This is a genomic window from Streptomyces nidicola (genome assembly GCF_050106155.1).
In the GTDB taxonomy this organism is placed as follows: Bacteria; Actinomycetota; Actinomycetes; order Streptomycetales; family Streptomycetaceae; genus Streptomyces.
Window position 1 is genome coordinate 9,000,539 of sequence record NZ_JBNBPI010000001.1, and the last position, 22,708, is coordinate 9,023,246.

Annotated in this window: 23 protein-coding genes; 10 read left to right on the plus strand and 13 right to left on the minus strand. The window is 70.8% G+C overall.

The features are described from left to right. Positions 1-5: 5 nt before the first annotated feature. Positions 6-920: an alpha/beta hydrolase fold domain-containing protein gene (locus ACOKM3_RS40630; RefSeq protein ID WP_426906315.1), complete on the minus strand. Its 915-nt coding sequence runs from the start codon at positions 918-920 to the stop codon at positions 6-8. 186 nt (positions 921-1,106) lie between these two features. Between ACOKM3_RS40630 and ACOKM3_RS40635 the strand changes: the two genes are divergently transcribed. Next, positions 1,107-1,961: an IclR family transcriptional regulator gene (locus tag ACOKM3_RS40635; protein ID WP_426906316.1), complete on the plus strand. Its 855-nt coding sequence runs from the start codon at positions 1,107-1,109 to the stop codon at positions 1,959-1,961. Between the two features lie 12 nt (positions 1,962-1,973). Here ACOKM3_RS40635 and ACOKM3_RS40640 read toward each other — a convergent pair whose 3' ends face one another. The 8 genes from ACOKM3_RS40640 to ACOKM3_RS40675 all read right to left on the minus strand — a co-directional run bounded on the left by ACOKM3_RS40640 (position 1,974) and on the right by ACOKM3_RS40675 (position 10,172). Further along, positions 1,974-3,128 carry an LLM class flavin-dependent oxidoreductase gene (locus ACOKM3_RS40640; protein ID WP_426906317.1) on the minus strand — a complete coding sequence of 385 codons (1,155 nt, stop codon included), beginning with the start codon at positions 3,126-3,128 and terminating at the stop codon, positions 1,974-1,976. Positions 3,129-3,260: 132 nt separating this feature from the next. Further along, positions 3,261-3,992, minus strand: coding sequence for a phosphotransferase family protein (locus ACOKM3_RS40645; protein WP_426906318.1), 732 nt, complete (start codon positions 3,990-3,992; stop codon positions 3,261-3,263). A gap of 54 nt (positions 3,993-4,046) precedes the next feature. Further along, positions 4,047-4,874 carry a phosphotransferase enzyme family protein gene (locus ACOKM3_RS40650; protein WP_426906319.1) on the minus strand — a complete coding sequence of 276 codons (828 nt, stop codon included), beginning with the start codon at positions 4,872-4,874 and terminating at the stop codon, positions 4,047-4,049. A gap of 137 nt (positions 4,875-5,011) precedes the next feature. After that, the gene (locus ACOKM3_RS40655) at positions 5,012-5,797 is read right to left on the minus strand and encodes an SDR family NAD(P)-dependent oxidoreductase (protein ID WP_426906320.1); all 786 of its coding nucleotides are present in this window, start codon (positions 5,795-5,797) and stop codon (positions 5,012-5,014) included. A 171-nt stretch (positions 5,798-5,968) separates the two neighbouring features. Next, positions 5,969-6,487, minus strand: a complete 519-nt coding sequence (locus ACOKM3_RS40660) for a hypothetical protein (protein WP_426906321.1) — start codon at positions 6,485-6,487, stop codon at positions 5,969-5,971. A gap of 86 nt (positions 6,488-6,573) precedes the next feature. Further along, positions 6,574-8,778 (minus strand): YfgM family protein, encoded by a 2,205-nt coding sequence (locus ACOKM3_RS40665; RefSeq protein WP_426906322.1) that lies wholly within the window; start codon positions 8,776-8,778, stop codon positions 6,574-6,576. A 125-nt stretch (positions 8,779-8,903) separates the two neighbouring features. Further along, positions 8,904-9,254, minus strand: coding sequence for a hypothetical protein (locus ACOKM3_RS40670; RefSeq protein WP_426906323.1), 351 nt, complete (start codon positions 9,252-9,254; stop codon positions 8,904-8,906). A gap of 3 nt (positions 9,255-9,257) precedes the next feature. Beyond that, a complete protein-coding gene (locus ACOKM3_RS40675) occupies positions 9,258-10,172 on the minus strand; it encodes a hypothetical protein (RefSeq protein WP_426906324.1) in 915 nt (304 codons plus the stop codon). Positions 10,173-10,625: 453 nt separating this feature from the next. Between ACOKM3_RS40675 and ACOKM3_RS40680 the strand changes: the two genes are divergently transcribed. Both ACOKM3_RS40680 and mftR read left to right on the plus strand, forming a co-directional pair. Continuing rightward, complete coding sequence (locus ACOKM3_RS40680) at positions 10,626-10,934, plus strand: hypothetical protein (protein ID WP_426906325.1); 309 nt, start codon at positions 10,626-10,628, stop codon at positions 10,932-10,934. A 114-nt stretch (positions 10,935-11,048) separates the two neighbouring features. After that, positions 11,049-11,672 carry a mycofactocin system transcriptional regulator gene (gene mftR, locus ACOKM3_RS40685; protein WP_426906326.1) on the plus strand — a complete coding sequence of 208 codons (624 nt, stop codon included), beginning with the start codon at positions 11,049-11,051 and terminating at the stop codon, positions 11,670-11,672. Between the two features lie 36 nt (positions 11,673-11,708). On the opposite strand, the gene ACOKM3_RS40690 is transcribed toward mftR, so the two are convergent. Then, positions 11,709-13,253 (minus strand): GMC family oxidoreductase, encoded by a 1,545-nt coding sequence (locus tag ACOKM3_RS40690; protein WP_426906327.1) that lies wholly within the window; start codon positions 13,251-13,253, stop codon positions 11,709-11,711. Between the two features lie 142 nt (positions 13,254-13,395). On the opposite strand from ACOKM3_RS40690, the gene mftA reads away from it, so the two are divergent. Genes mftA through mftF form a run of 6 tightly spaced genes read left to right on the plus strand, consistent with a single transcriptional unit; the run spans position 13,396 to position 18,527 of the window. Continuing rightward, positions 13,396-13,548: a mycofactocin precursor MftA gene (mftA, locus tag ACOKM3_RS40695; protein WP_426906328.1), complete on the plus strand. Its 153-nt coding sequence runs from the start codon at positions 13,396-13,398 to the stop codon at positions 13,546-13,548. 2 nt (positions 13,549-13,550) lie between these two features. Continuing rightward, entirely contained in the window at positions 13,551-13,850 is a 300-nt protein-coding gene (mftB, locus tag ACOKM3_RS40700) for a mycofactocin biosynthesis chaperone MftB (protein ID WP_426906329.1), read from the plus strand. Beyond that, the gene (mftC, locus tag ACOKM3_RS40705; RefSeq protein ID WP_426906330.1) at positions 13,847-15,061 is read left to right on the plus strand and encodes a mycofactocin radical SAM maturase; all 1,215 of its coding nucleotides are present in this window, start codon (positions 13,847-13,849) and stop codon (positions 15,059-15,061) included. The genes mftB and mftC overlap by 4 nt, the downstream gene beginning before the upstream one ends. Positions 15,062-15,095: 34 nt before the next feature. Further along, positions 15,096-16,280: a pre-mycofactocin synthase MftD gene (gene mftD, locus ACOKM3_RS40710; RefSeq protein WP_426906331.1), complete on the plus strand. Its 1,185-nt coding sequence runs from the start codon at positions 15,096-15,098 to the stop codon at positions 16,278-16,280. Beyond that, positions 16,273-17,004, plus strand: a complete 732-nt coding sequence (gene mftE / locus ACOKM3_RS40715) for a mycofactocin biosynthesis peptidyl-dipeptidase MftE (RefSeq protein WP_426906332.1) — start codon at positions 16,273-16,275, stop codon at positions 17,002-17,004. The genes mftD and mftE overlap by 8 nt, the downstream gene beginning before the upstream one ends. Then, positions 17,001-18,527 carry a mycofactocin biosynthesis glycosyltransferase MftF gene (gene mftF, locus ACOKM3_RS40720; protein ID WP_426906333.1) on the plus strand — a complete coding sequence of 509 codons (1,527 nt, stop codon included), beginning with the start codon at positions 17,001-17,003 and terminating at the stop codon, positions 18,525-18,527. Before mftE ends, mftF begins: the two co-directional genes overlap by 4 nt. On the opposite strand, the gene ACOKM3_RS40725 is transcribed toward mftF, so the two are convergent. The 3 genes from ACOKM3_RS40725 to ACOKM3_RS40735 form a co-directional block, all read right to left on the minus strand. Further along, complete coding sequence (locus tag ACOKM3_RS40725) at positions 18,409-19,395, minus strand: hypothetical protein (protein ID WP_426906334.1); 987 nt, start codon at positions 19,393-19,395, stop codon at positions 18,409-18,411. The two genes, mftF and ACOKM3_RS40725, sit on opposite strands and share 119 nt — an antisense overlap. A 92-nt stretch (positions 19,396-19,487) precedes the next feature. Further along, on the minus strand, positions 19,488-20,390 hold the full coding sequence (locus ACOKM3_RS40730) for an LLM class F420-dependent oxidoreductase (RefSeq protein WP_426906335.1): 903 nt from the start codon (positions 20,388-20,390) through the stop codon (positions 19,488-19,490). Between the two features lie 123 nt (positions 20,391-20,513). Next, entirely contained in the window at positions 20,514-20,966 is a 453-nt protein-coding gene (locus ACOKM3_RS40735) for a MarR family winged helix-turn-helix transcriptional regulator (protein WP_426906336.1), read from the minus strand. A gap of 192 nt (positions 20,967-21,158) precedes the next feature. Here ACOKM3_RS40735 and ACOKM3_RS40740 point away from each other — a divergent pair, with 192 nt between their 5' ends. After that, the gene (locus ACOKM3_RS40740) at positions 21,159-22,616 is read left to right on the plus strand and encodes an MFS transporter (RefSeq protein WP_426906337.1); all 1,458 of its coding nucleotides are present in this window, start codon (positions 21,159-21,161) and stop codon (positions 22,614-22,616) included. Positions 22,617-22,708: the final 92 nt, after the last annotated feature.

Genomic DNA, 22,708 nt, shown 5'->3' on the forward strand with positions numbered 1-22,708 from the left:
GGAGGTCACACCGCCGTCGGCTCCTTCGCCAGCAGGGGGCGGGCGAACCGTGCGACGACGTCGAGCGCCTGCGCCGACGCCGGCAGATCCAGGAAGACACTCGGCCACGCGTGCGGCACACCGGGAACGTACGAGGCGGACGTCGCCACCCCGGCCCGGGCGAGCGCCGCGGCGAACGCCACGGAGTCGTCGAGCAGCACCTCGTCCGTGCTCGCGCACAGCAGCGTCGGAGGGAACGCGCGGAGGTCGCCGAGCAGCGGGGAGGCCAGCGGATCGTCCGCCGGATGCCCCTGAAGGTACTGGTCCGCGGCCTGCCGGGCCGCTTCGTGGGAGAACAGCTGGTCCGTGGCGGCCCGCGAGCGGTAACTCCCCGCCGCACAGCGCAGATCGAGCCACGCCGACAGCAGCACGAGCCCGCTCGGGACGGCCATGCCGGACCGCGCGCACGCCACCACGAGCGCCGCCCCGAGGCCACCGCCCGCCGAGTCGCCCAGCACCACGGGCGGGACATCGCACTCGGACAGCAGCCGCTCGTACACCCGCGCCGCGTCGTGCGGCGCCGCGGGGAAGGGGTGCTCGGGTGCGAGCCGGTAGTCGGCGGCCACCACCCGGGCGCCCGTCGCGGCGGCGAGCCGTGCGGCGAACGCCGTGAACAGTGCCGCGGACCCCAGCCGGTAGCCGCCGCCGTGCAGGTACAGCACGGTGCCGCGCGGCCGGGGCGGCGTGCACACCACGCAGGGCACGTCCCCGTACCGTGCGTCGTCGATGTCCACACCGGGATGTGTCGGTCGGGGCAGAGAGCCCATCGAGGCGCGGCGCGCGGCGAGTTCGGGCGGGGGCGCCAGGGTGGAACTCCTGATCGGCGGCAACTCCCAGGCGTACGAGGCGGGCGCGCCCGTCGGCGTACCGTCGCGTCTCATGAGCGGTCCCTTCGTGGTGTGCGTCGATTCGGGTTGTGCGTCGAGTCGTGGTGGGCGGCGAGTCGTGGTGGGCGGCGAGTCATGGGGTGCAGCGATCGCCTGCGTGAAAAATTCTTCGGCGGGACGAAATCCCCTGCTGATGCGGTAAGTTGACGGCGCACCGCACCCGCCCCCGGGGAGGACTCGATGGCGCGACCGGCGCCCGCCGCCGCGAAGGCGTTGAAGATCATCGACCTGCTGGTGTCGCACCGCGGTGAGCAGTTCACGATCTCCGACATCGCCCGGCGCACCGGGAGCAGCCTCGGCTCCGCCCACGCGATCCTCGCCGTCCTGGAGGAGAGCGGCTATCTGACCCGGCACCCGGCCCGGCGGACCTACGGACTCGGCCCCGCCCTGGTGAGCGCGGGCATGGCCGCCCTGGAGCAGCATCCGGCGATCCGGGCCGCCACCGAGCACATCGGACCGCTCGCCGCCGAGCTCGAGGCCGACGTGGTGGTGAGCGCGGGAACACCCACCGAGATCGTGTCGGTGGCCGTGGGCGGTACAGGTTCGCGGTACGGGCCCGGATTCCGGGAGGGGGAACGGGTGCCGCTGGTGCCGCCGCTCGGCCTCGTGTTCATGGCATGGGCTCCTGCGCCGGAGGTGGAGTCGTGGCTGGCGCGCGCCCCCGAGGCGGTCGACCGCGACCGGGTCGAGCTTGCGCTCTCGGCGGTACGGGGCCGGGGGTACGCGCTCGGCCTCGCGCCGTCGCCGTCCGACGGCCCAGGGAGGGGCGATCGGGAGCGGGACCGCGACACCTGGACGTGGACGGCTTCGTTCGACACCGATTACGACCTGCCGGTGGTCGACGCCGAGCGGGAGTACGACCTCGGCATGGCGTCGGCGCCGGTCTTCGATGCCGACGGGCGGGTGCTCGTCGCGATCACGGCGTCCGGGTTCTCGCCGGGTCTCGGTGGCACGGAGGTCGTCCGCGTCGCCGAGGCGGTCAAGGCGTGCGCCACCGTCGTCACCAAGCAGGCGCGGGGCCGGTTCCCCGGCTGAGGCGGCGCCCGTTCACGCGCCGCCGAACAGGGCCTCGTAGTCGACGCGGTGGCCGCGCCGCTCCAGCTCGGGGATGACCCGGGTGCCGAGGAGTTCGAGGCTGCGCATGACCTTCTCGTGCGGCAGCGTGCCGAACTGCGTGTAGCACAACAGCTGGTCCACACCGGCCTGTTCGTACCGCAGGATCTTCTCCAGGCACTGCTCGGGCGTCCCTACGATGATCATGTCCTGCTCGGTGTACTTCGCGAGGTCGATATCGCCCCGCATGGTGGGCCGCAGCAGCGGGAACGCCTGCTCCTTCTCCTCCTCCGGGAGATGCGCCAGCTCCCATTCGAGGGTGAACTCGGCGAGGTTCTGGTACCACCACTTCACCGACTCCCACAGCCCGTAGCGTGCAGCCTCCTCGGGGTCGTCGGTGCAGTGCACCAGGGTGTAGGCGCCGACCCGGTCATTGGTGGCGCGCGGCAGTGGCTCGACACACTCGGCCTGTCCCGCGCGATACACGGCGATCTGCTCGGCCATCTTCTCCACCGGCTGCATCAGCGCGAACGACAGCAGCCCGAGACCGAGCTTCCCAGCGTTGTGGGCGGACTGGGAGCTGGCGGCGGCGAGCCAGGCCGGCGGATGCGGGTCCTGGAAGGGGCGCGGGGTGATGAAACGCTCGGGGAAGTCGATCGTCTCGGACTTCCACTTCAGCTTCTCGTGCGTCCACGCGGCGATGACGAACTCGAAGGCCTCCCGCCACATGTCCCGGGAGCGGTCGTCGGCCGGGACGTTGAACGCGAGCTGCTCGTTGGGCGTCGAGCGGCCCGAGCCCCACTCCACCCGGCCGCCGCTGAGCACGTCGACGGTGGCGACCTTCTCGGCGACGCGCACCGGATGCTGGAACCCGGAGGGGAGCAGGACCACACCGAAGCCGAGCCGGATGTTCTCGGTCGCCTGCGACAGTGCCCCGAGAATCGTCTCGTTGGACGGCGAGGCGGACCGCCCCTTGCGGAAGTGGTGCTCGACCACCCACGCGGTCTGGAACCCGAGCCGGTCGGCGAACTTGATCTCTTCGATCGCCTCGGCGTACGTCTGCTGCTCGGCCCGCTTCTGCCCGAGCGGGAACGGCTCGGCCGAGGGGCCGATCTTCGGCTGGAACTCGTAGAGCAGATCGAGCTTCATCGAATCACTCCCGATGCCACCTGCGTAGTTTCGCAATAACGAAACAGCCTTCGCGGTCGCCACGAGTGTCAGACCGCACGCACCAACTGTCAATAACTGGCGCCCTGTTGACGCCAAGAGGCAGTGCCCGCATCACCCCACCACCCGCTCCAACTCACCCCGCCGCTCACGCACCCACTCACACGCCCCACGCACCTCGTCGACCGCCCCACTGTCACGCAGGCGCGTCATGACGGCATCACCGCTGTCGGCGCCCGCCTGGATGCCGCGCCAACAACGGTCCTGCCACCACAGCACCGTCGCCACGAGTTCGCGCCGGTCGGTCAGCCCGTAGGCGTCGGCGATCAGCCGCATGCGCCGGGCCGCGTCTTCGATGTCGGTCACCGAAGGGCCGAGGCCGAGGTACTGCCAGCACACGTGCGCCACATCATGGATCCGCCTGCCCGGCGCCGCGAGATCCCAGTCGATGAACGCCACCGGCCTCAGCGCGCCGTCGACCGGGCGGTAGACCGTGTTCTTGGGCGACAGGTCGTTATGGCACACGACCTCCTCGGCGCCGGCCAACACCGTACCGGCAGTGAGGTCGTGGAACGCGCGCACCAGCCGGGCCAGCGCGACGAGGCTCTCGTCCGAGGAGACGGCCGCCGGCTGTCGCGGCTCCCACGCGACATGGCCGTCAAGAAAGTCGAGGACATCACGGCCCTCGCCGTCGGAGCCGTGATGCCGGGGAGCCCCGCTCCAGCCGTGTACCTCGAACCATCTCAACAGGGCACGTGTGAATTCCGGGGACGCAGGGCGGCGCACGGTGTCCCGGACACGTACGACGGCGTTGATGGAGCCTCCGGGCAAGGGGGATTCGGTCATCGCCCCAGCATGCGTGAGGTGGAGAGGGGACGGGTCGCCGGTCCACGGCCGTGGTCAGTTGAGCGTCGCGCGGATTCGGGCGAGCCACTCCAGGCCCATGTCGCGTCCGCCCGGGTATTGGTCGTGCCGATCCCAGCGCCAGGTCGTGACGACGGCCAGAACGAGCAGTCGGCACGTCCGCAGCAACTCCTCGTCCACGCCCGGGTAGTGCGCGGCGACGTCGTCCGGTGCATGGGCGAGGTCGAGTTCGACGGGGCCCCGGCAACAGGTCTCCAGGTCGATGAAGACCGGGCCGTGCCGGGTGGCGAGCAGGTTGCCGGGGTGCGGCTCCCCGTGCAGCAGATGCTCGCCGGCGCCGCGCTCGCCGATCGCCCGCACCGCGCCTCGCAACGCGTCGCGCAGCAACTCCCGGTCCGGGTCGGAGAGTTCCGGGGTGCGTTCGCGGTCCGCCAGCAGCCGTTGCGCGTGCGTGACGCGATCCGTGAAGTGCGGAGTCCAGGCGTCGACCTTGCGCATGCCGGCATGGAGCCGCGCGAGCGCGCGGGCGTAGTCGGCGGGCGGGACATCGCGCGGTGCCACGGACTCGTAATAGGTCCACAGCGTGATGACGAAACCGTCCAGCTCGTACGTACGCGGCTCCACCCGAGGGTCGAGCGCGGCCACCGGGCACCCGGATTCCGCCAGCTTCTGCGCCAGCCCCACCTCGAACTCCGCGATCTGATCGTCGACCGGCGCGACCCGGGCCAGCACGTCACACGGCAGCAGTCGCAGCGTGAGCTTGTTCGAGTCGTGCAGCACCGTCACGTCGTCGACGTCCAGCCCCAACGACGCCGCGACGGCCCTGGCGGCGCCCGCCGCGCGGGAGGCGTCAGACGATCGCATGCGCGTGGAACAACCGGCCGATGGGCCGCAGGAAGTCGTACACGGTGTCGCGTGGGTCCCGGAACCGGGTGGTGGTGGTGGAGTGCGGAGGCATGGGGAGAGTATGCGGGCGGTGTGTGGTGTGGCGCATTCGGGTTTCAGACCGTGTAGCCGCCGTCCACCGACAGGTGCTGGCCCGTGATGAATCCGGCGCGGTCCGAGGCCAGGAAGGTCACCGCCTCCGCGATGTCCTGGGCGGTGCCGAAGCGGCGCAGGGGGATGTTGGCGCGGGTCACCTGGAGGGCGGCGTCGTCGAGTTCGCCGGTCTCGATGAGGCGGGCGGCGATGCCGTCGGTGAGCATGCCGGGGCCCACGCAGTTGAAGCGCACGCCGTAGCGGCCCTCCTCGGCCGCGAGCGCGCGGACCACCGCCTCCACCGCGCCCTTCGTACCGGACGACAGGCCGTCGCGGACGGGGTAGCGACGAGTGGCCGCGGTGGTGACCGCGACGACACTGCCGGCGGTCGCGCGGAGGGCGTCGAGTGCCGGGTGGACCAAGTTGTAGAAGGCCAGGGTGTCGGCGTGCAGCTGGTGGCGGTACTGGGACGGCGGGACCTTGCTGAGGTGCACCATCGGGACGTGCGGGCCCGCCGCGTAGACGAGTGTGTGCAGTGCGCCGAACCGGTCCAGCGTGGAATGGATCGCGGAGGCAGCTCCGTGCTCGTCCGTCAGGTCCGCCCGTACGGACTCCACCTGGGCGCCCTCCGCGCGGAGTTCGCCGGCAAGAGCCTCGGCGGACTTCTCGTTCGAGCGGTACGTGAACAGCACCGCGCTGCCGCGCCGCGCCAGCATGCGGACGGTCGCCGCGCCGATGCCGCCGGTGCCGCCCGCGACGAGCGCGGCGCCCTTGCGGCCACCGAAGTCCTGGTTGTCGTCGTCCGTCAACTCGTCAACTCCCTCACAGCGTCAGAGACTTCGCGATGATCATCGTCATGACCTCGCTGGTACTCGCGTATATGGCCGTAACCGAAATCGCCGTAACCGATATAGCCGTAACCGCCGAAGAGTTGAAGGCCCCGGTCCACGCGGCGTGCCCGCGCCCCGTGCGGAACGGCTTCACCCGCGGCGGAACTCCACCACCAGCAACGGTGCCGTCACGGTGACCCGTGGCACCTGCGCGACCAGGCCGAGAAGCACCTTCCGTTCCGTCCCGGACGGCAGCCCGAACGCGCCCAGCCACTCCTCGTCACGCCGGGCCTCGGTGGAGAGCGTCAGCGCATAGCCGTAGCGGCCAGGGGCCTCGGGCGCGAAATTCGCGAACGTGAGTAGGGGCAGACAGCCCGCTCCGGCCGTGGGGTCGAAGGATTCACCCGGTGCCAGTCGCCGTAGGTCTTGCGACCGCAGCGGCCCGACGAGCGGATCTTCGACGGGCCCCGGTCCGGCGACGGTCCGCCCGCTGTCGACGAGGGTGACGGACGGCAGGTAGTGCGGATGGCGCAGACCGGCCTCGGACCCGTCGAGCACCCCCGCGATCCACACCTCCCGTGCACCCGTGTTCCGCACCTGGACCCGGATCGGGGCCGGACGGCCGACGGGCTGCGGGCGCTCGGGCCCGTACAGCACGAGATCGAGCACGACGGGCTCCTTCCGTGCTGTCGCGCACAGCCGTGCGCGGACCGCTCACGGCTGGACGACAACCGTGAGCGGCCCGCGCCGATGGCTCAGGCAGGACCGAAGTCGGACATGAGCTTGGCCTTCGTGGACTCCGCCTGCGCGCGCACGGCCTCCACCACATGCGGGTTGAACGCCGAGGTGTCGAAGTGCCGCACCAGGCGGTCGAGGATGGTACTGGACTCTTCCAGGTCGCCCTGGCGGGCGTACGCGCGCGCCAGCCTGCGGGTCGCCAGGTTCAGGGTGAGGTTGTCCACGCCCTTGCCCTGCTGGGAGGCCTTCACGACCGGAGCGAGCTGCTCGATCGCGGCCTTGGTGTCCGGCGCACGTACCGCGAGCCCGGCCTTGTCGGGTTTCAGGCTCTTGAACTCGTGCTCGGCGTTGAGCCCCTTCGCAAGGCGTGCGTACACCGCGAAGGGGTGATTGGCGTGCCGCTCGATGACCTCTTGGAGCGCGACGTTGCCCGAGCGCAGCGACGGCGAGTCGGAACCACGCAGCACGAGCAGCTTGCCCTGCTCCTCACCCATCATCAGCTCGGCGAGCTCGGAGTCGGCGGCGGTGACCGGGTGGCGTACGGCGATGCGCAGCACCGGCGAGACGATCCGGGAGCCGTCGGAGGCCCGGTAGGAGGCGCGCAGCTGGTAGGTGCCCGGCTGCTGGAAGTAGTGCCCGTCGCGGCCGTAGCCGATGTAGGCGCTGGCGTAGACCGCCGGGCGGCCGGTGTCCAGGCGCACGGTCTCGTCGTGGTCGACGCACCGCACCCGCAGTGGCCGGTACAGGACGGTACGGCCTGAGGGCTGCCGGATGGCGATGTTGACGAGCTCGTCGTCCGGGTGGAGGTGGCCGTGGGTGGAGCGGCCGCGCAGGTCGGTCGTCTCCAACTTCAGCTCCACGACGACCGGTTCACCGAACGCGAAGCCGCTCTTGGCGCCCCGCAGACCGAGGCGGAGGCCCGATTCGTCGGCGAGCGGCTCGTCGAAGAGTTCGGGCTCGATGTCCGCGGCGCCGGTCGCGAACGCGTTGGCGCCCATGATGACGTTGCGGTAGTAGCCGTGCCGCAGATGGATCAGCTCGTTGTCGGTGAACTGGAACGGGAAGTCGCTCCAGTACGCGGCGGTCCCGGTCGGCCCCGACGCCGACTGGTAGTTCTGCGGATAGTTCATCCACGACAGATCACCGAAGCCGCCCTTGGGGCCGAGCGGGGCCGGCGGCCGGGCCAGGTTCTTCTGCCAGGAGTGCAGCAGGTTGAAGGAGTGTCCGAGCTCGTGCACGTACGTGCGGAGCTGGGCGCGCTGCGATTCGGCGTCGGCCCCCTTGATCATGTCGTAGAAGACCGCGCAGCCCTGCCGCTGGAAGGAGTCGGCGGCGTCGAACATGATGCCGCGCACTCCCGCCAGGCCCTCGTAGGCGCCGGCCACGAAGAGCCACACCTTCCACTGCGGGATGTTCTGCCACTGGCTGAAGTTGGTCTGCATGGCGCCGTGCAGCTCGGAGTCGGTCCAGCCATTGGGGCTGTCGGCGACGACGTTCGCGGCGCCCGACACCAGGAGCTGGATACCGGCCTCGGCGAACGCGCCGGGAACACTCAGCGAGCGGGCGGGACTGCCCGGTGGCCGCGGCAGCGAGCCGGTGTTGTAGGCGAGGAACGGTATCTTGCCGGTCACCGAGTCCTGTTCCCACGTGAGGGCGCGGAAGTACGGGGAGATGTACGGGCACAGATAGCTCGCGCCCGCCTGACCGGCCACCGTGACGAACTGCACGGTGGCGGCGGCCGGCGGCTGCCCGACCGGGCGCCGCGGGATGGTGACCCGCACGACCGGCGCCCCGGCCTGCCAGGTGTAGCTGCCGAGCCCGTTGATCACGACCTGGGTCGCCGACCATGTGACGGTCGGACCGTGCACGGTGAACGAGCCGAAGTACGCGGTCGTGCCACCGGTGGTCGTGAAGAAGTCGCCGCTGACCTTGCGCAGGACCTTGGACCCGCTGCGCGTGCTGTCGACGTCGACGCGCAGTTCCAGCTGGAAGCTGCCGCCGCTGCTGCGGTACCGGCCACTTGCCGGACGGTACTTGGGGAGGGCGGCCGCCTCCTCCTGTGTCGCCGAGGTCTCGTGCTGTGCCGACGTCGGCAGTTCTTCGGCGCCGTCGGCCATGGTGGGCTCCGTGGCGGCCTGTTCCGTGCCTTCCTCCTGGTCCTGACCGCTCGGGACGAAGAATTCGGCCGATCCGGTTGTCGGGTCCCCGCTCTGTGATGACATGACGTCAAGTCCTTCGTTCAGCCTGGGAAGTGCTGGGAAGTGCTGGGGCGTGCTGGGGCGTGCCGGGATACGCAGTGGGCCCGGAGGGCGTGGTCCGGGTGGTGGTGCCGGCGCCGCCGCGCCGGTCAGCCGTTCAACCCCCGGCGCAGCAGCGACATGTCGTCCGGGTGGACCCGGGCGGCGGCGAGGTCGGCCAGCGAGCGTTCCACCTGGCGCCCCTCGTCGTGGAGCAGCCGCCGCGTGCCGCCGCGGTCCCGGACGACGACCACTCCACCGGAGACCACGATCTCGGTGAAGTCGGCCGCCGGGTCGCCGGTGATGCGCAGCCCTCGGTAGCCGAGGCCCTCGAGCGGCGCGGCACCGGCAGGCGCGGGTGGCAGGGCGGTGATCCGGGCCACCAGCGCGTCCCCGACGTCCGGCGCGAGACCGAACACCGGATTCCGCCGCCCGCTGTAGAGATCGATCTCGACGTCCACCCGCTACCTGATCCTCTGGCGCTGCGAATTGCAGCCGTAGAAGTAGCCGCAGAATACCGTGTACGGACCACGGTTGGCGGTCTCCGGGTTGTAGATGACGTTGTTGCTGTTGTCCGTGTTCTTGGCGGCCGTGCCTCCGGGCTTGTGCCCCCAGAAACCTTCCTTCTGCTTGCGGTACCAGTGGAAGTCGACGCCGGGAGCGATGACCAACGCGACCAAGTAGCGCGGCTTTTCGGAGTCCGGGAAGCAGTCGAACCGGTGATGCATTCCGTCGCACAGGGACGCACGGATCATTTCGGCAGTGGTGATGGCTTTGTACATGCTGCCGCAACCACGGCCCGGCTGGGCGAACGTATTGGTACGCCAGTTGCTCGCGTAGTTGTAGCAATTGTTGCTGAGTCGGACGGTGGAGTCGTTGTTCCAGAACCCCGGGTTGAACGCTCCGAGCTCAATGGTGCAGGTGGCCGCCGGAGTTGTTTCCTCCGGTGTGGGCTCCGCCTCCGTCGTCGAGGCTCCGTCCATGACGCTGAGCCGGGTGGCGGACGACAGTTGCGGGATCAGGTAGTCGCGCAGGGTCTGGTCCAGGGGCTGTGCGGGTTCGCGGGAAGCGGCGGCCTGGCCGCGCTCCATCAACGTCACGAGTCGCTCGCCGATCTCGGCGGCACGGCCGCCGCGGGCCTGCGGGCCGACGGGCAGGTACAGCCTCGGTTCGGCGGCGAAGTCGCTTCCGATCTCGTCGTTGAGCGGTTCGATCGAGAATCCCCGGACTCCGAGGTCGCCCGTGGCGGGCGGTTCACTGGTGAACAGGTTCCTGTTGCCGTCCACCTCGCGGAGCAGCGCCTGCACTTCGTTCTCGTCGGTGACATCGGCCACCGGATTGGGCCGACCCGAGAATATGTCGGCGGTGATGCGCAGCATGTATCCGTCCCCCGTTGCTTTTTCGCGGCACTGGTTGCAGGGAAATTACACCTGCCTGTGTCGGTTTCCCGTCGACCCCAAGGGCCGGTGGGAAACCGATCATTGTGCTGTTCAGATGGGAATGGTTAGGGGTATATCTCGCGCCTCATCAGGCGTCAACGCCGATCAAAGGACTGCCGGGGTCATTCGGCCAACAGCTACGGCACTTGCAGCGGATCAATACCCCAAGTTCCCTATCGCGGCCGGATATCCAGAAGAAGAGCATTCCACGCCACGCCACGCCGATCCGACGAAGAGGCGCCGGTATGCGCCTGCGGACCCGCTGGACCGTGAGCCGTGCTCGTCCGGTGCGGGTGAACCGGCCCCGAAATCGCACCGTGGAGGACACCATGGAGGGCAGGACCTGCCCGCCTGCGGGCGGGCGACCGCAAGCACCCCCACGGAGGATTCGACATGCTGCTCGCCGCCGAAAAGGGCGACATCACCACGATCATCGGGGGCATCGCCCCCGACTGGGGCCCGTTCGGTGCCCTGGGCACCGAGGCGAAGACGATGATCCAGGTCGTCATGGCCGTCGCGATCCTGCTCTGCCTCGGCGTCGCGATCTGGGGCGCCGCGAAGCAGCGGATCGGTGCGACCGCGCTGCGCGACACGTTCAGCGCCGAGCAGGGCAAGGGCCTGATCATCGCCGGGCTCACCGGGGTGTTCATCATCGGCTCGCTCGGCACCGTCTTCACCATCGTGTACGGCATGGCGGTCTGACGGCCGTCGGGGCAGTGGCGGCGGCTCGTTCGTACTCGTCGACGACCACGGACGCCACGCCCTCCTACGTGCAGGGGCGGCAGTATCTTGTTCCCCCGGGACGAAGGAGCGGATGTGGAGTCGCCGACGAGCAGCACGGTCGAACCGGTCGTCCGTGCGCCCAAGGGCGGCCGCCCGCGCGCCACGACGCGACCCGACCTCGAACGGATCGGCTTCGAACTCTTCGCCCGGCAGGGCTTCGACGCGACGACCGTCGATGACATCGCGGGCGCGGCGGGCATCGCGCGGCGGACCTTCTTCCGCTACTTCGCGTCGAAGAACGACCTGGTGTGGGGTGACTTCGAGCAGCAACTGGCGGGTTTCCGTAACCTGTTGAACGCCACCGGTCCAGGTGTTCCGGTCATGACGGCGCTGCGCGCGGCCGTCGTCGACTTCAACCGGTTCGACGCCACCGTCGTGCCCTGGCACCGGCAGCGCATGCGGCTGATCCTGACCGTGCCCACCCTCCAGGCGGACGCCACCCTGCGGTACGGCTCTTGGCGCGCCATCGTGACGGACTTCGCGGCCCGGCGCCTCGGCCTCGCCGTGTCCGACGCGATCCCTCGGCTCTTCGGTCACACGCTCTTGGCCGCGGCGGTCACGGCGTACGAGCACTGGCTCGCGGTGCCGGACGCGGAGTTGAGCGAGCTGCTGGACACGGCGATCCGGCGCCTGGAGGACGGCCTCGGCGGGGCTTGACCCGCGTGGTCGGCGCCTTCAGGTGCCTCAGGTTCCTCAGGGCAGCTCGCGCCGCATCGCGTCGGCGATCAGCTCACCGATCAGCACGGCGGTCGCGGCCGGGCCACGGTGTGGTGTGTCGGGCAGCATGGACGTGTCGGCGACCCGCAGCCCGCGTATCCCGTGCACACGACCGTACTGATCGACGGCGAGGCCCATCGGGACGGTGCCGCAGGTGTGTTGAGCCGTGCCGAGGTGCTCGCGGATCCAGGAGTCAAGGGCGCCGTCGTCGCGGAGCACCTCGCCCCCGGGAGCGAGCAGGCCGCCGCCGGTGAGCTTGGTGAACGGCGTGGTGTCCAGGAGCTCGGCCGTGACACGGACGGCCGCGTGCAGGCGGCGCAGGACCTCGCCGTCGCGCAGATAGTCGTAGTCGACGGCGGGCGGGGCCTCCGGATCGGCGGAGACCAGCCGTAGTCGGCCGGTGGGGCGCGGCGTCTGGACGGAGGCGAGGAACGAGAGCGGCGCACCCGGCACCCGGGCGGCCCCGCCGACGAGCCCGGCCATCGGCACCAGTGACTGGAGGATCTCGATGTCACCGGGGCAATTCATAGCCACGCCGGGGGAGTTGAGGTGCAGGCAGCCGCCCAGCCAGTTGGTGGTGGGTGGGTCGAGGTCGTCGCGCGGCTGCCAGTCCAGGACCAGTTGCGGATGGTCGGACAGGTGGGTGCCGACCGCGGGCGCGTCGCGGACGACGGGGACCCCGGCCCGTTCGAGATCCCCACGGGGCCCGATCCCGGAGACCAGGAGCAGATGGGGCGTGACGAGCGCACCCGCGCTCAGCACCACGCACCCGGCGTCGAGCGTCTCCCGCACCCCGTCGCGCTCGACTTCGACCCCCGTGGCGCGCCCGCGCTCGACCACCACCCGCCGTACCGAACAACCGCCCACGACAGTGAGGTTGGCCCGCTCCAGGACCGGCGCCGACAGGTGGGCGAGCCCGGTGTTCCACCGCACGCCGTCGAAGGAGTTCGACGGCACGGGGCCGAAGCCGGGCGGGCCCTGGTCGTTCTTGTCGGGCTCGGCGGCGAACCCCAGTCCCCGGGCGGCCTCGCGGAAGGCCACGGCGGCGGGATGGGTCAACCGGCCGCGCGTGACGGTCATCGGCCCACCGGCCCCGTGCACCGCACTGCGGCCGAAGTCGAGATCGTCCTCCAGGATGCGCAGCAACGGCAGCACCCGTTCGTACGCCCAGGCCGGATTTCCGGCCCCGGCCCACCGGTCGAAGTCCTCGCGCCGGGCCCTGACGAAGTACCCGCCGTTGACCGTGGTCGAGCCGCCCAGCACCCGCCCGCGCGGCACGGACCACGGCCGCTGCGGAGTGAGCCGTACGGCATGGGAGCGGGTGGCGGGATGGTCGGGGCGGGCGCCCGGTACGAGCCGCGCGTCCAGCAGGGCCGGATCGAAGGCCGCTGACACCGGACCGGCCTCCACCAGCAGCACGCTCCGGTCGGCGTCCTCGCTCAGCCGCGCCGCCAGCACGGCACCCGCGCCACCGGCACCGACGACCAGCACATCGGGACGGGCAGGCGCGATCGGACCCATGGGGCCGGATCCAATCCCGCAGCGACACCGGTGCGCAAGACCCCCGGCGGTGCCCGCACCCTTTCTTTTGGCATCGCATGCCAATACTCTCGAACCCGTTCGCGTACACCCTCAACCACCCTTCGGTATCAGGGAGTTCCGCATGAACGAGCAGCTAGAAGCCACCGCTGCCCCCGAGGCGCCCGCCGTCCCCACCGCCTCCATCGCCTCCGCCGCTTCGGCCGACGAACCCCTCGTCGAGGCCGACGACCTGGTCGAAGAGGTCTCGATCGACGGCATGTGCGGCGTGTACTGACCGTGCCCACCCATGCGCACACCTCCACGTTCGACCTGGACAGCGCCTGGGACGTGCACCCCCAGGTGTCGGTCAGGCCCGAGCCCTTCGGCGCGCTGCTGTACCACTTCGGCACGCGCAAACTGTCCTTCCTCAAGGACCGGGGACTGCTCGCCGTCGTCCAGGCGCTCGCGACCTCGCCCACCGCACGCGCCGCCTGCGCGAGTGCGGGCGCGGGCGACGCCGAAACCGCCCGGTACGCGCGCGCCCTCGCCGTCCTGGCCCGCTCGTCGATGCTGGTCGAAAGGAGCCCGATACCGTGACCTCAACTCCCGTGGCGGCCAAGCCCGGTGAGCGCCTTGTGGATCTGTTCGAGTACGGTCTGGACGCGCCGATCTGCCTCACCTGGGAACTCACCTACGCCTGCAATCTGTCCTGCGCCCACTGCCTGTCCAGCTCCGGCCGCCGCGATCCGCGCGAGCTGTCCACCGCGGAGGCCAAGGCGGTCATCGACGAGCTGGAGGCCATGCAGGTCTTCTACGTCAACATCGGCGGCGGCGAGCCGACCGTGCGCCCGGACTTCTTCGAGCTGCTCGACTACGCCACCGTCCACCACGTCGGCGTCAAGTTCTCCACCAACGGCGTGCGCATCACCCCGGAGGTCGCCCGGCGCCTCGCCGCCAATGACTACATCGACGTACAGATCTCCCTCGACGGAGCCACCGCAGACGTCAACGACGCCGTACGCGGGGCGGGTTCGTACGACACGGCTCTGCGTGCGATGCGCAATCTGTCCGACGCGGGCATGAAGAACTTCAAGCTCTCCGTCGTCTGCACCCGCCACAACATCCCGCAGATGGACGACTTCAAGGCCCTCGCCGACCAGTACGGCGCCCAACTCCGCCTCACCCGCCTTCGCCCCTCCGGACGCGGCGCCGACGTGTGGGACGAGCTGCACCCGCTGCCGGAACAGCAACGCCAGCTGTACGACTGGCTGGTGGCGCACGACGGCGAAGTTCTCACCGGAGACTCGTTCTTCCACCTGTCCGCCTACGGGGAGGCGCTGTCGGGCCTGAACCTGTGCGGGGCGGGCCGCGTCGTCTGTCTCATCGACCCCATCGGGGACGTGTACGCCTGCCCGTTCGCCATCCACGACGAGTTCCTCGCGGGGAGTGTGCGCGAGGCGGGCGGCTTCGCCGGTGTGTGGCGGGACTCCGACCTGTTCCGGCGGCTGCGCGAGCCGCAGCAGGGCGGGGCCTGCGCCTCCTGCACCTTCTACGACACCTGCAAGGGCGGCTGCATGGCCGCGAAGTTCTTCACCGGCCTGCCGCTGGACGGCCCCGACCCGGAGTGCGTCCAGGGGTACGGGGAGCAACTCCTCGCGGAGCGCGCGCGGGACGGCGCCACGATCCCGAAGCCGTCCGGAGACCACTCCCACCGCACCGGCCCCGTCGTCGTACCGCTCATGCGACGGCCGCCCGTGTCGGACTGCGACGAGAACCCCGTGGCGGGACTCCGCCCGGCCGCCACCTGACGACGCGATCACCCGACGAGGAGTCAGCCGCCCCATGGCAAGAAACCCATGGTTCGAAACGGTCGCCGAGGCCCAGCGGCGCGCCAAGAAGTACCTGCCGAGCAGCGTCTACGGCGCCCTGGTCGCCGGTTCGGAACGCGGCCGCACCGTCAACGACAACATCGGCGCTTTCGCCGAACTCGGCTTCGCCCCAAGGGTGGTGGGGCATCACGCCGAACGGAACCTGACGACCACCGTCCTTGGTGTCGAGTCCGCGTTCCCCGTGCTGATCTCGCCGACCGGTGTGCAGGCCGTCCACCCCGACGGCGAGGTGGCGGTGGCCCGCGCCGCCGCCAACCGGGGCGTGATCATGGGGCTCAGCTCGTTCGCGAGCCGGTCCGTGGAGGAGGTGACCGAAGCCAACCCGAACACCTTCTACCAGATGTACTGGATGGGCAGCCGCGACTCCATGACGCAGCGCATGGAGCGCGCCAGGGCGGCCGGCGCCAAGGCGCTCATCGCCACCCTGGACTGGTCGTTCTCCAACGGCCGTGACTGGGGCAGCCCGCCGATCCCGGAACGCATCGACCTGCGCACGGCCGTGAAGTTCGCCCCCGACGTGCTGCCGCACCCGCGCTGGCTCCTCGCCTTCGCCAGGTCACGCCGGATCCCCGACCTGACCACCCCCAACCTCCGGGCTCCCGGCGGGCAGGCCCCGACGTTCTTCGGCGCCTACGGCGAGTGGATGCAGACGGCCCCGCCCACCTGGGACGACGTGGAGTGGATGCGCAAGGAGTGGGGCGGCCCCTTCCTGCTCAAGGGTGTCAGCAGGGTCGACGACGCCAAGCGGGCCGTCGACGCCGGCGTCACCGCCATCTCGGTCTCCAACCACGGCGGAAACAACCTCGACACCACCCCAGCCACCATCCGCCTCCTGCCGTCCATCGCCGAGGCGGTCGGCGCCGACATCGAGGTCCTCCTCGACGGTGGTGTGCGGCGCGGCGGCGATGTCGCCAAGGCACTCGCGCTCGGCGCCCGAGCCGTCCTCATCGGCCGCGCCTACCTGTGGGGCCTGGCGGCGAACGGGCAGGCGGGCGTGGAGAACGTCCTGGACATCCTGCGCGGCGGCCTCGACTCGGCGGTCCTCGGCCTCGGGCATGCCTCCGTCGACGAACTGGGCCCGGACGACCTGGCGATCCCGGACGGCTTCACCCGCACCATCGGGGTCCCGCGTGCCTGAACCGGTGGAGCTTGCGCGCGCGACCTGGCCCACGGTGCTGAAGGGCGCCCTGGTCCTGGCCCCCGTCGGCTCCACCGAACAGCACGGCCCGCACCTGCCGTTCCACACGGACAGCACGATCGCCGAAGCCGTGGCGCGCCGCGTGGCGCACCAACTCCCGTACGAGAACGTCGTCCTGGCGCCCACCCTTGCGTACGGTGCGAGCGGTGAGCACGCCGGATTCCCCGGCACCCTCTCCATCGGCCACGAGGCGCTGCACGCGGTCCTCGTAGAGACGGTGCGGTCCCTGTCCCTGTGGGCGCGCCGTGTCGTCCTCCTCAACGGCCACGGCGGCAACGTCACCACCCTCGACGGCGCCTGCGCCCAACTCCGTTACGAGGGCCACGACGTGGCCTGGCTCGGCTGCGCCCCACCCGGCGGCGACGCCCACGCCGGTCGCACAGAGACCTCCGTCATGTTGCACCTCGCCCCGGGCGACGTACGGCTCTCGGAGGCGGCCGCCGGCGACATCCGCCCGCTGCCCGAGCTGCTGCCCCACCTCATGGCCCACGGTGTACGCGGTGTCTCCCCGAACGGCGTCCTCGGCGATCCGACCGGCGCCACCGCCGAGGAGGGGCGGGCGCTGGTCGAGGCGATGGTGTCTGACGCCGTCCGCCTCGTCACGGAGGGCCGCACCGACCCACGAGGCCGGCTCGTGACCGCCGTACCGCAAGGAGCCGCATGAGCGGCATGGGCGGCATGACCCTCCCGCACGGATACGTCGTCGGTCTCGACCGGCACACCCGCGTCCTCGACGGCGGGCGCGCGCTGCTCGGCGGCCACCCGACACGACTGCTGCGGCTGACAGCACGCGCCCGTGACCTCCTGACCGGTCGCACCCTGCGTGTACGCGACCGGGCAGGCGCACTCCTCGCCGACCGGCTGCTCGCCACCGGCCTCGCCCACCCGCTGGTCACCGAACTGCCACCGAGCGAGCCGAACGCCCTGAACGGCACGGTCACGTACGTCATCCCCGTACGCGACCGCCCCGACCAGCTGGACCGCGCGCTCGCGAGCATCCGTGCCACCACGACCGACGCCCCGGTGATCGTCGTCGACGACGCCTCGCACGAACCGGCCGCCGTCGCCGCCGTAGCCGGGCGCCACCACGCGCGCGTGCTCCCGCTCGCCGACAACCTCGGCCCGGCCGGCGCCCGCAATGCGGGGCTGCGTGAAGTCACCACGCCGTACGTGGTGTTCATCGACTCGGACATCGTCCTCGCTGAAGACACGGTCGACGTCCTGCTGCGGCACTTCGCCGACCCGGCCGTCGTGCTGGCCGTGCCCCGGATCACCGCACTGCCGGGCCCCGACGCCGAGCGTTGGCTGGGCCGCTACGAGAGCACCCGCTCCTCGCTCGACCTGGGCCGCCACCCGGCAGCCGTGCGCACCGGCACCCCCGTCTCCTGGGTCCCCAGCGCCTGCATGCTCGCCCGCACCGACGCGCTCACCAAGGCCGACGGCTTCGACGCCGGGATGCGCGTGGGGGAGGACGTCGACCTGTGCTGGCGGCTGACCGCGGACGGCGGACGCATCCGCTACGAGCCCGCCGTGCGGGCCGCGCACGAACACCGCGTGCAACTCGCCGACTGGTTTTGCCGCAAGGCCGTGTACGGCACCGGCGCGCATCCCCTGGCCCGCCGCCACCCCGACAACATCGCCCCCGCGATCCTCGCGCCGTGGAGCGCCGCCCTGCTCGTCGCCCTGCTCGCGCAGCGCCGCTGGTCGCTGCCGGTGGCGGGCGGACTCGCGGCCGTCGCCACCGTCCGCAACGCCGAGAAGCTGAAGGGCATCGAGCACCCCCTGCGGCACGCGGCCCGCCTCACGGCCCTCGGCTCGCTCGCGTCGTTCACCCAGGGCACGGCGCTGCTCACCCGCCACTGGTGGCCGCTGACGGCCGTGGGCTGCCTGGCCTCGCGTCGCCTGCGCCGAGCGACGGCCCTCGCGGCGGTCACGGACGTCGCCCTGGAAACCCTCGGCCGCGGCCCGGGGCCCACTCGTCTCGATCCGGTCCGCTACGCCGTGGCCCGCCGCCTCGACGATCTCGCGTACGGCTCCGGGGTGTGGCTGTCGGCGCTCAAGGGTCGCTCTACGGCCGCGCTGCGTCCCCGGATCGTACGGGCGACCGCTCGTCCTCGCTCCCCGCTTCCTCACGAGCGCGCATGTCCCCGTGAAGACGCGCGACCCCGCCGCACACCAGCGGCATGACCAGCGGCGGCAGCAGGAGCAGGGCCACCGCCGTGGGGAAGATGATCATCAGTACGCCGGTCATCCACACGTTGTCGTCGTTGAGCCACAGCATGCCGAGCCCGGCGTAGTGGTTCAGGGGACCGGCCGCGTACAGGACGACGACGAAGGCGAGCACGGCCGCCGCGCAGGACAGCAACCCCAGGCCGAACGTGCGCCGACGAGCGCGACGGGTCAGCACCCAGGAGCGGTACACCGCCGCAAAGGGGTTACGGCGCTCCAGCACCGTCTCGGCGGTGGCGCCGGACAGCCGGAACCAGAGCAGCGGGCCGAGGGACCAGATGACGATCGGCAGCACCCAACCCACCAGCGTGTACTGCCAGGACGCGGTCTCGCCTATGGGCGTGGGTTCGACGCCGGGCACCCTGTGTGTGTCGACCAGGATGAACAGGTACAGGCCCGCCCACACCACGGCGGCCACGAAGACGCCGGTCAGGAAGTTGGCCACGACGGCGGCGAACAGGCGTGGACGGGTGCGCCGCCACAACTCGCCGACGGACAGCGGCCCGCCGTCGCGCCGGGCATGGGAATCGCCGACCGCGTACGCGCTGTGGAGCACGGAGACGACGACCAGCGCCAGCAGGAGGAACACCGGCGCCGCCACGGCGCCGACGGCCCGCATGGGGTCCATGTTCTCGTCCGCGTACGCGTAGTAGGAGTCCTCGTTGGCCATGTTGCGGTCCGCGTACTCCCGGACGTGTTCGAAGCCGTCCCATGACGCCGCGAAGGCGCCGGCGAGGATCGCGAACCCGAGCACGGCGGTGGCCAGCGACACCCACAGGGTGAAGCGGTACAGCGTGCCCCGGTAGGGCCTGACGTCGTTTTCCATGGTCGGGCCCTACCTCCGTGCGGTACCGCGGTCGCGTGCTTGTGGCGATCAAGACGCCACAGGTGACGCGTGAGGTTCCCGATACCCGGCCGTCAACCCGCGTACGTCGTCCCGAACGCCTCCAGGAACTCCAGCGTCGCCGCCGTCGACAGGTGGGGACATGAGACGGCCGTCCACGTCACCCCGGCCTTCTCCAGAGCGGCGAACGACTCCCGGTGCCGGTCCGCCTCCAGGGTCGGATCCGTGAGGGCGTCGTCGCGGTACGAGTGCAGTACGTCGACGTCGTCACCGCGCCCGGCCGCGGCCCTGGCGTCGCGCACCTCCGCTATCGCGCCCGCCAGTTGGGGCAGCGGGCCCAGCGTCGGGGTGCGGGCGGTGGTGCTCAGTTCGGCGCCGCCGGACATCGGCATCCAGCCCTGCGCCCGCTCGGCGACCCGGCGCCGGGTCAGCCGTGAATTGCCGCCGATCCACAGGGGTATGGGCCGCTGCGCCGGCTGGGGCAGGGCCTGCACGTCGCGGACGTCGAAGTGCCGGCCCGCGTAGCTGAACGGCTCGCCGCTCCAGTGCAGCGGCAGCACGTCGAGTACCTCGTCGAACAGCGTGTTGCGCTCCTCGAAGTCGACGCCCAGCGCGTGGAATTCGCCCTTCAGGTACCCGGCGCCGAGGCCCAGGGTCAGCCGCCCGCCGGAGAGCCGGTCGAGCGTGGCCGCCTGCTTGGCCAGCAGCAGTGGATTGCGGTACGGGGCGACGGCCAGATAGGTGAGGAGACGCAGCCGACTGGTGACCGCTGCCGCGTGGGAGAGCGCCACAAAGGGGTCGAGCGTCTGGTGCCCGCCGTGGTTCAGCCACCGCGCGCCGGGGGCAGGGTGCTCGCTGAAGGAGAGCCCGGAGAAGCCGAACTGCTCGGCAGCGCGGGCCACTTCGGTCAGCGGACCGGCGTCCAGTATGTCGGCGTCCGGTCCGTGCGCCTCCGGGTAGTGAAACAGGAATCGCATGTCACGCATCCTCCGGTCCTGTGCGGAACTGCCGCCCGTACGGCCCCCGTTGGCGGGCCTGTGCAGGGGCGTACCGATGCGCGCCGAAGAATGCAAGAGCCACGAAGACTCTGCTGTAGTGGCTCAGGAGCGTGGCCAGGGCTGACCGCTGAGCCGCTCGATGCTGGTGTTGAAGCGCTGCAGGTAGTGGGCGAAGGTCTCCACGTCGTCGGCCGACCAGTCCTCGAAGACCTTGTCCAGTTCCTGGATGTGGGTCGCGCGCTCGTGGTCGAGCCGCTGCTCGCCCTCCTCGGTGAGCCGGAACTTGCGTGCCATGCCCCCGTCGGGATCGGGGATCCGCTCCAGGAGGCCGGCCCGCATCGCGCTCGCCGTCTGCCGGTTGAGCGTGGACGCGTCGAGCAGCAGCGCCTCACTGAGCTGCCCGATCGACATCGGGCCCTGGACCCGGATCCGGCTCAGCAGGATGTAGGCGCTGCGCTCCATGCGTTCGGCCTCGCGGCGCCGCTTCTCGCTGCCGAGCTGATGCCGGCCGAGCACCATGTGCTCGAACTCGACCAGGTGCGATGGCTTGTCCATGTACGTGCTTCCTCCCAGGTCGACCGTATCGCAGGGCGTCGCAGGACATGCGCGCCGTCCGGACTCCTTCCCCGCTCGTGCGCCGCGCCGTTACGTATGTGTGTCATGCATGGAGTATGCGCGGTGCATATCGTGTGTACGATGCACATCGTTGCACATGCTGAAGAGTTTGAAGAGATTGAGGAGTCCTTCATGGATGCGCCCCAGTCGGGCAGTCGGGCGGGCGCCGTCGTCGCCACCCTCGCGCTCGCCGGAACCGTCGCAGCGATCATGCAGACGCTGGTGACCCCGCTCATCGCCGAACTGCCCCGGATCCTGGACACGTCCGCCTCGAACGCGGCATGGGTGATCACGGTCACCCTGCTCGTCTCGGGCGTGTGCGTGCCCGTCTCCGGCCGCCTCGGTGACCTGATCGGCAAGCGCCGCATGATGCTGGTCTGCGCCGTTCCGCTGTTCGTCGGCTCGGTGGTGTGCGCCCTCTCGTCGTCCGTCGTGCCGATGATCGTCGGACGCGGGCTGCAGGGGATGGGGATGGGCATGGTGCCGCTCGGCATCGCCCTGCTGCGGGATGTCGTGCCCACCGAGAAGCTCAGCGGCTCCATCGCCCTGGTCAGCGCCTCCATGGGGATCGGCGGCGCGATAGGCCTGCCGATCGCCGCCGCGGTCGCGCAGTACGCGAACTGGCGCGTGCTGTTCTGGGGCGCCGCCGCGCTCGCCGCGATCATCGGCGCCATGATCTACCTGATCGTGCCGGACGTTCCGGCGGCCGCCAAGGGGCAGCGCTTCGACGCTCCTGGCGCGATCGGCCTGGCCATCGGACTTGTCTCGCTGCTGCTCGCGATCTCCAAGGGCGCCGACTGGGGCTGGTCCTCGGCCACCACGTCGGGGCTCTTCGGAGTCGCCGCCGTGGCGCTTCTCGTATGGGGCTTCTACGAGTTGCGCACGCGTGACCCGCTGGTCGACCTGCGGACCACCGCCCGCCCGCGCGTGCTGTTCACCAACGCCGCCTCGATCCTCATCGGCGTCGGCATGTACTCGTTCATGCTGATCGCGCCGCAGGTCCTGCAGTTCCCCGAGGCCACCGGGTTCGGTCTGGGCCAGTCGATGCTGGCGGCCGGTCTGTGGATGGCGCCCGGCGGCGTCATGATGATGCTCATCTCGCCGCTCGGCGGAAAACTGATCAACGCGCGCGGTCCGAAGTCCGCGCTCATCTGCGGCGCGCTCGTGATCGCCGTCGGATACGGGGTCGCACTGCCGCTCATGGGGACGGCTTGGGGCATCATGCTCGCCGGCGTCGTGATCAACAGTGGAGTCGCCCTCGCCTACGGCGCGATGCCCGCGCTCATCATGGGCTCGGTGCCGCTCTCCGAGACGGCCGCGGCCAACGGCTTCAACACCCTGATGCGCTCGCTGGGTACGACCATCGGCTCGGCCGTGATCGGTGTGGTCCTCGCGCAGATGACCATCTCCATGGGTGGCTACACACTCGCCTCCGAGGACGGATTCCGCACCGGACTGATGATCGGCTGCGGGGTCGCCCTGGTCTCCGCCGCCGTCGCGACGCTCATCCCGGCGCTGCGCAAGGAGGGTGCGGACCAGTCCGCCGAAGCGCAGCCGACCGAGGGCGACCAGGCCCCGGCCCGCACCTGAGGCCGTCCGTGGGTCAGAGGGGGGGCGGCCCGTACGGAGGGCCGCCCGGCATCTGCCCCACGCATACGCGAGGGGACGGTTGTCGAGCGAGG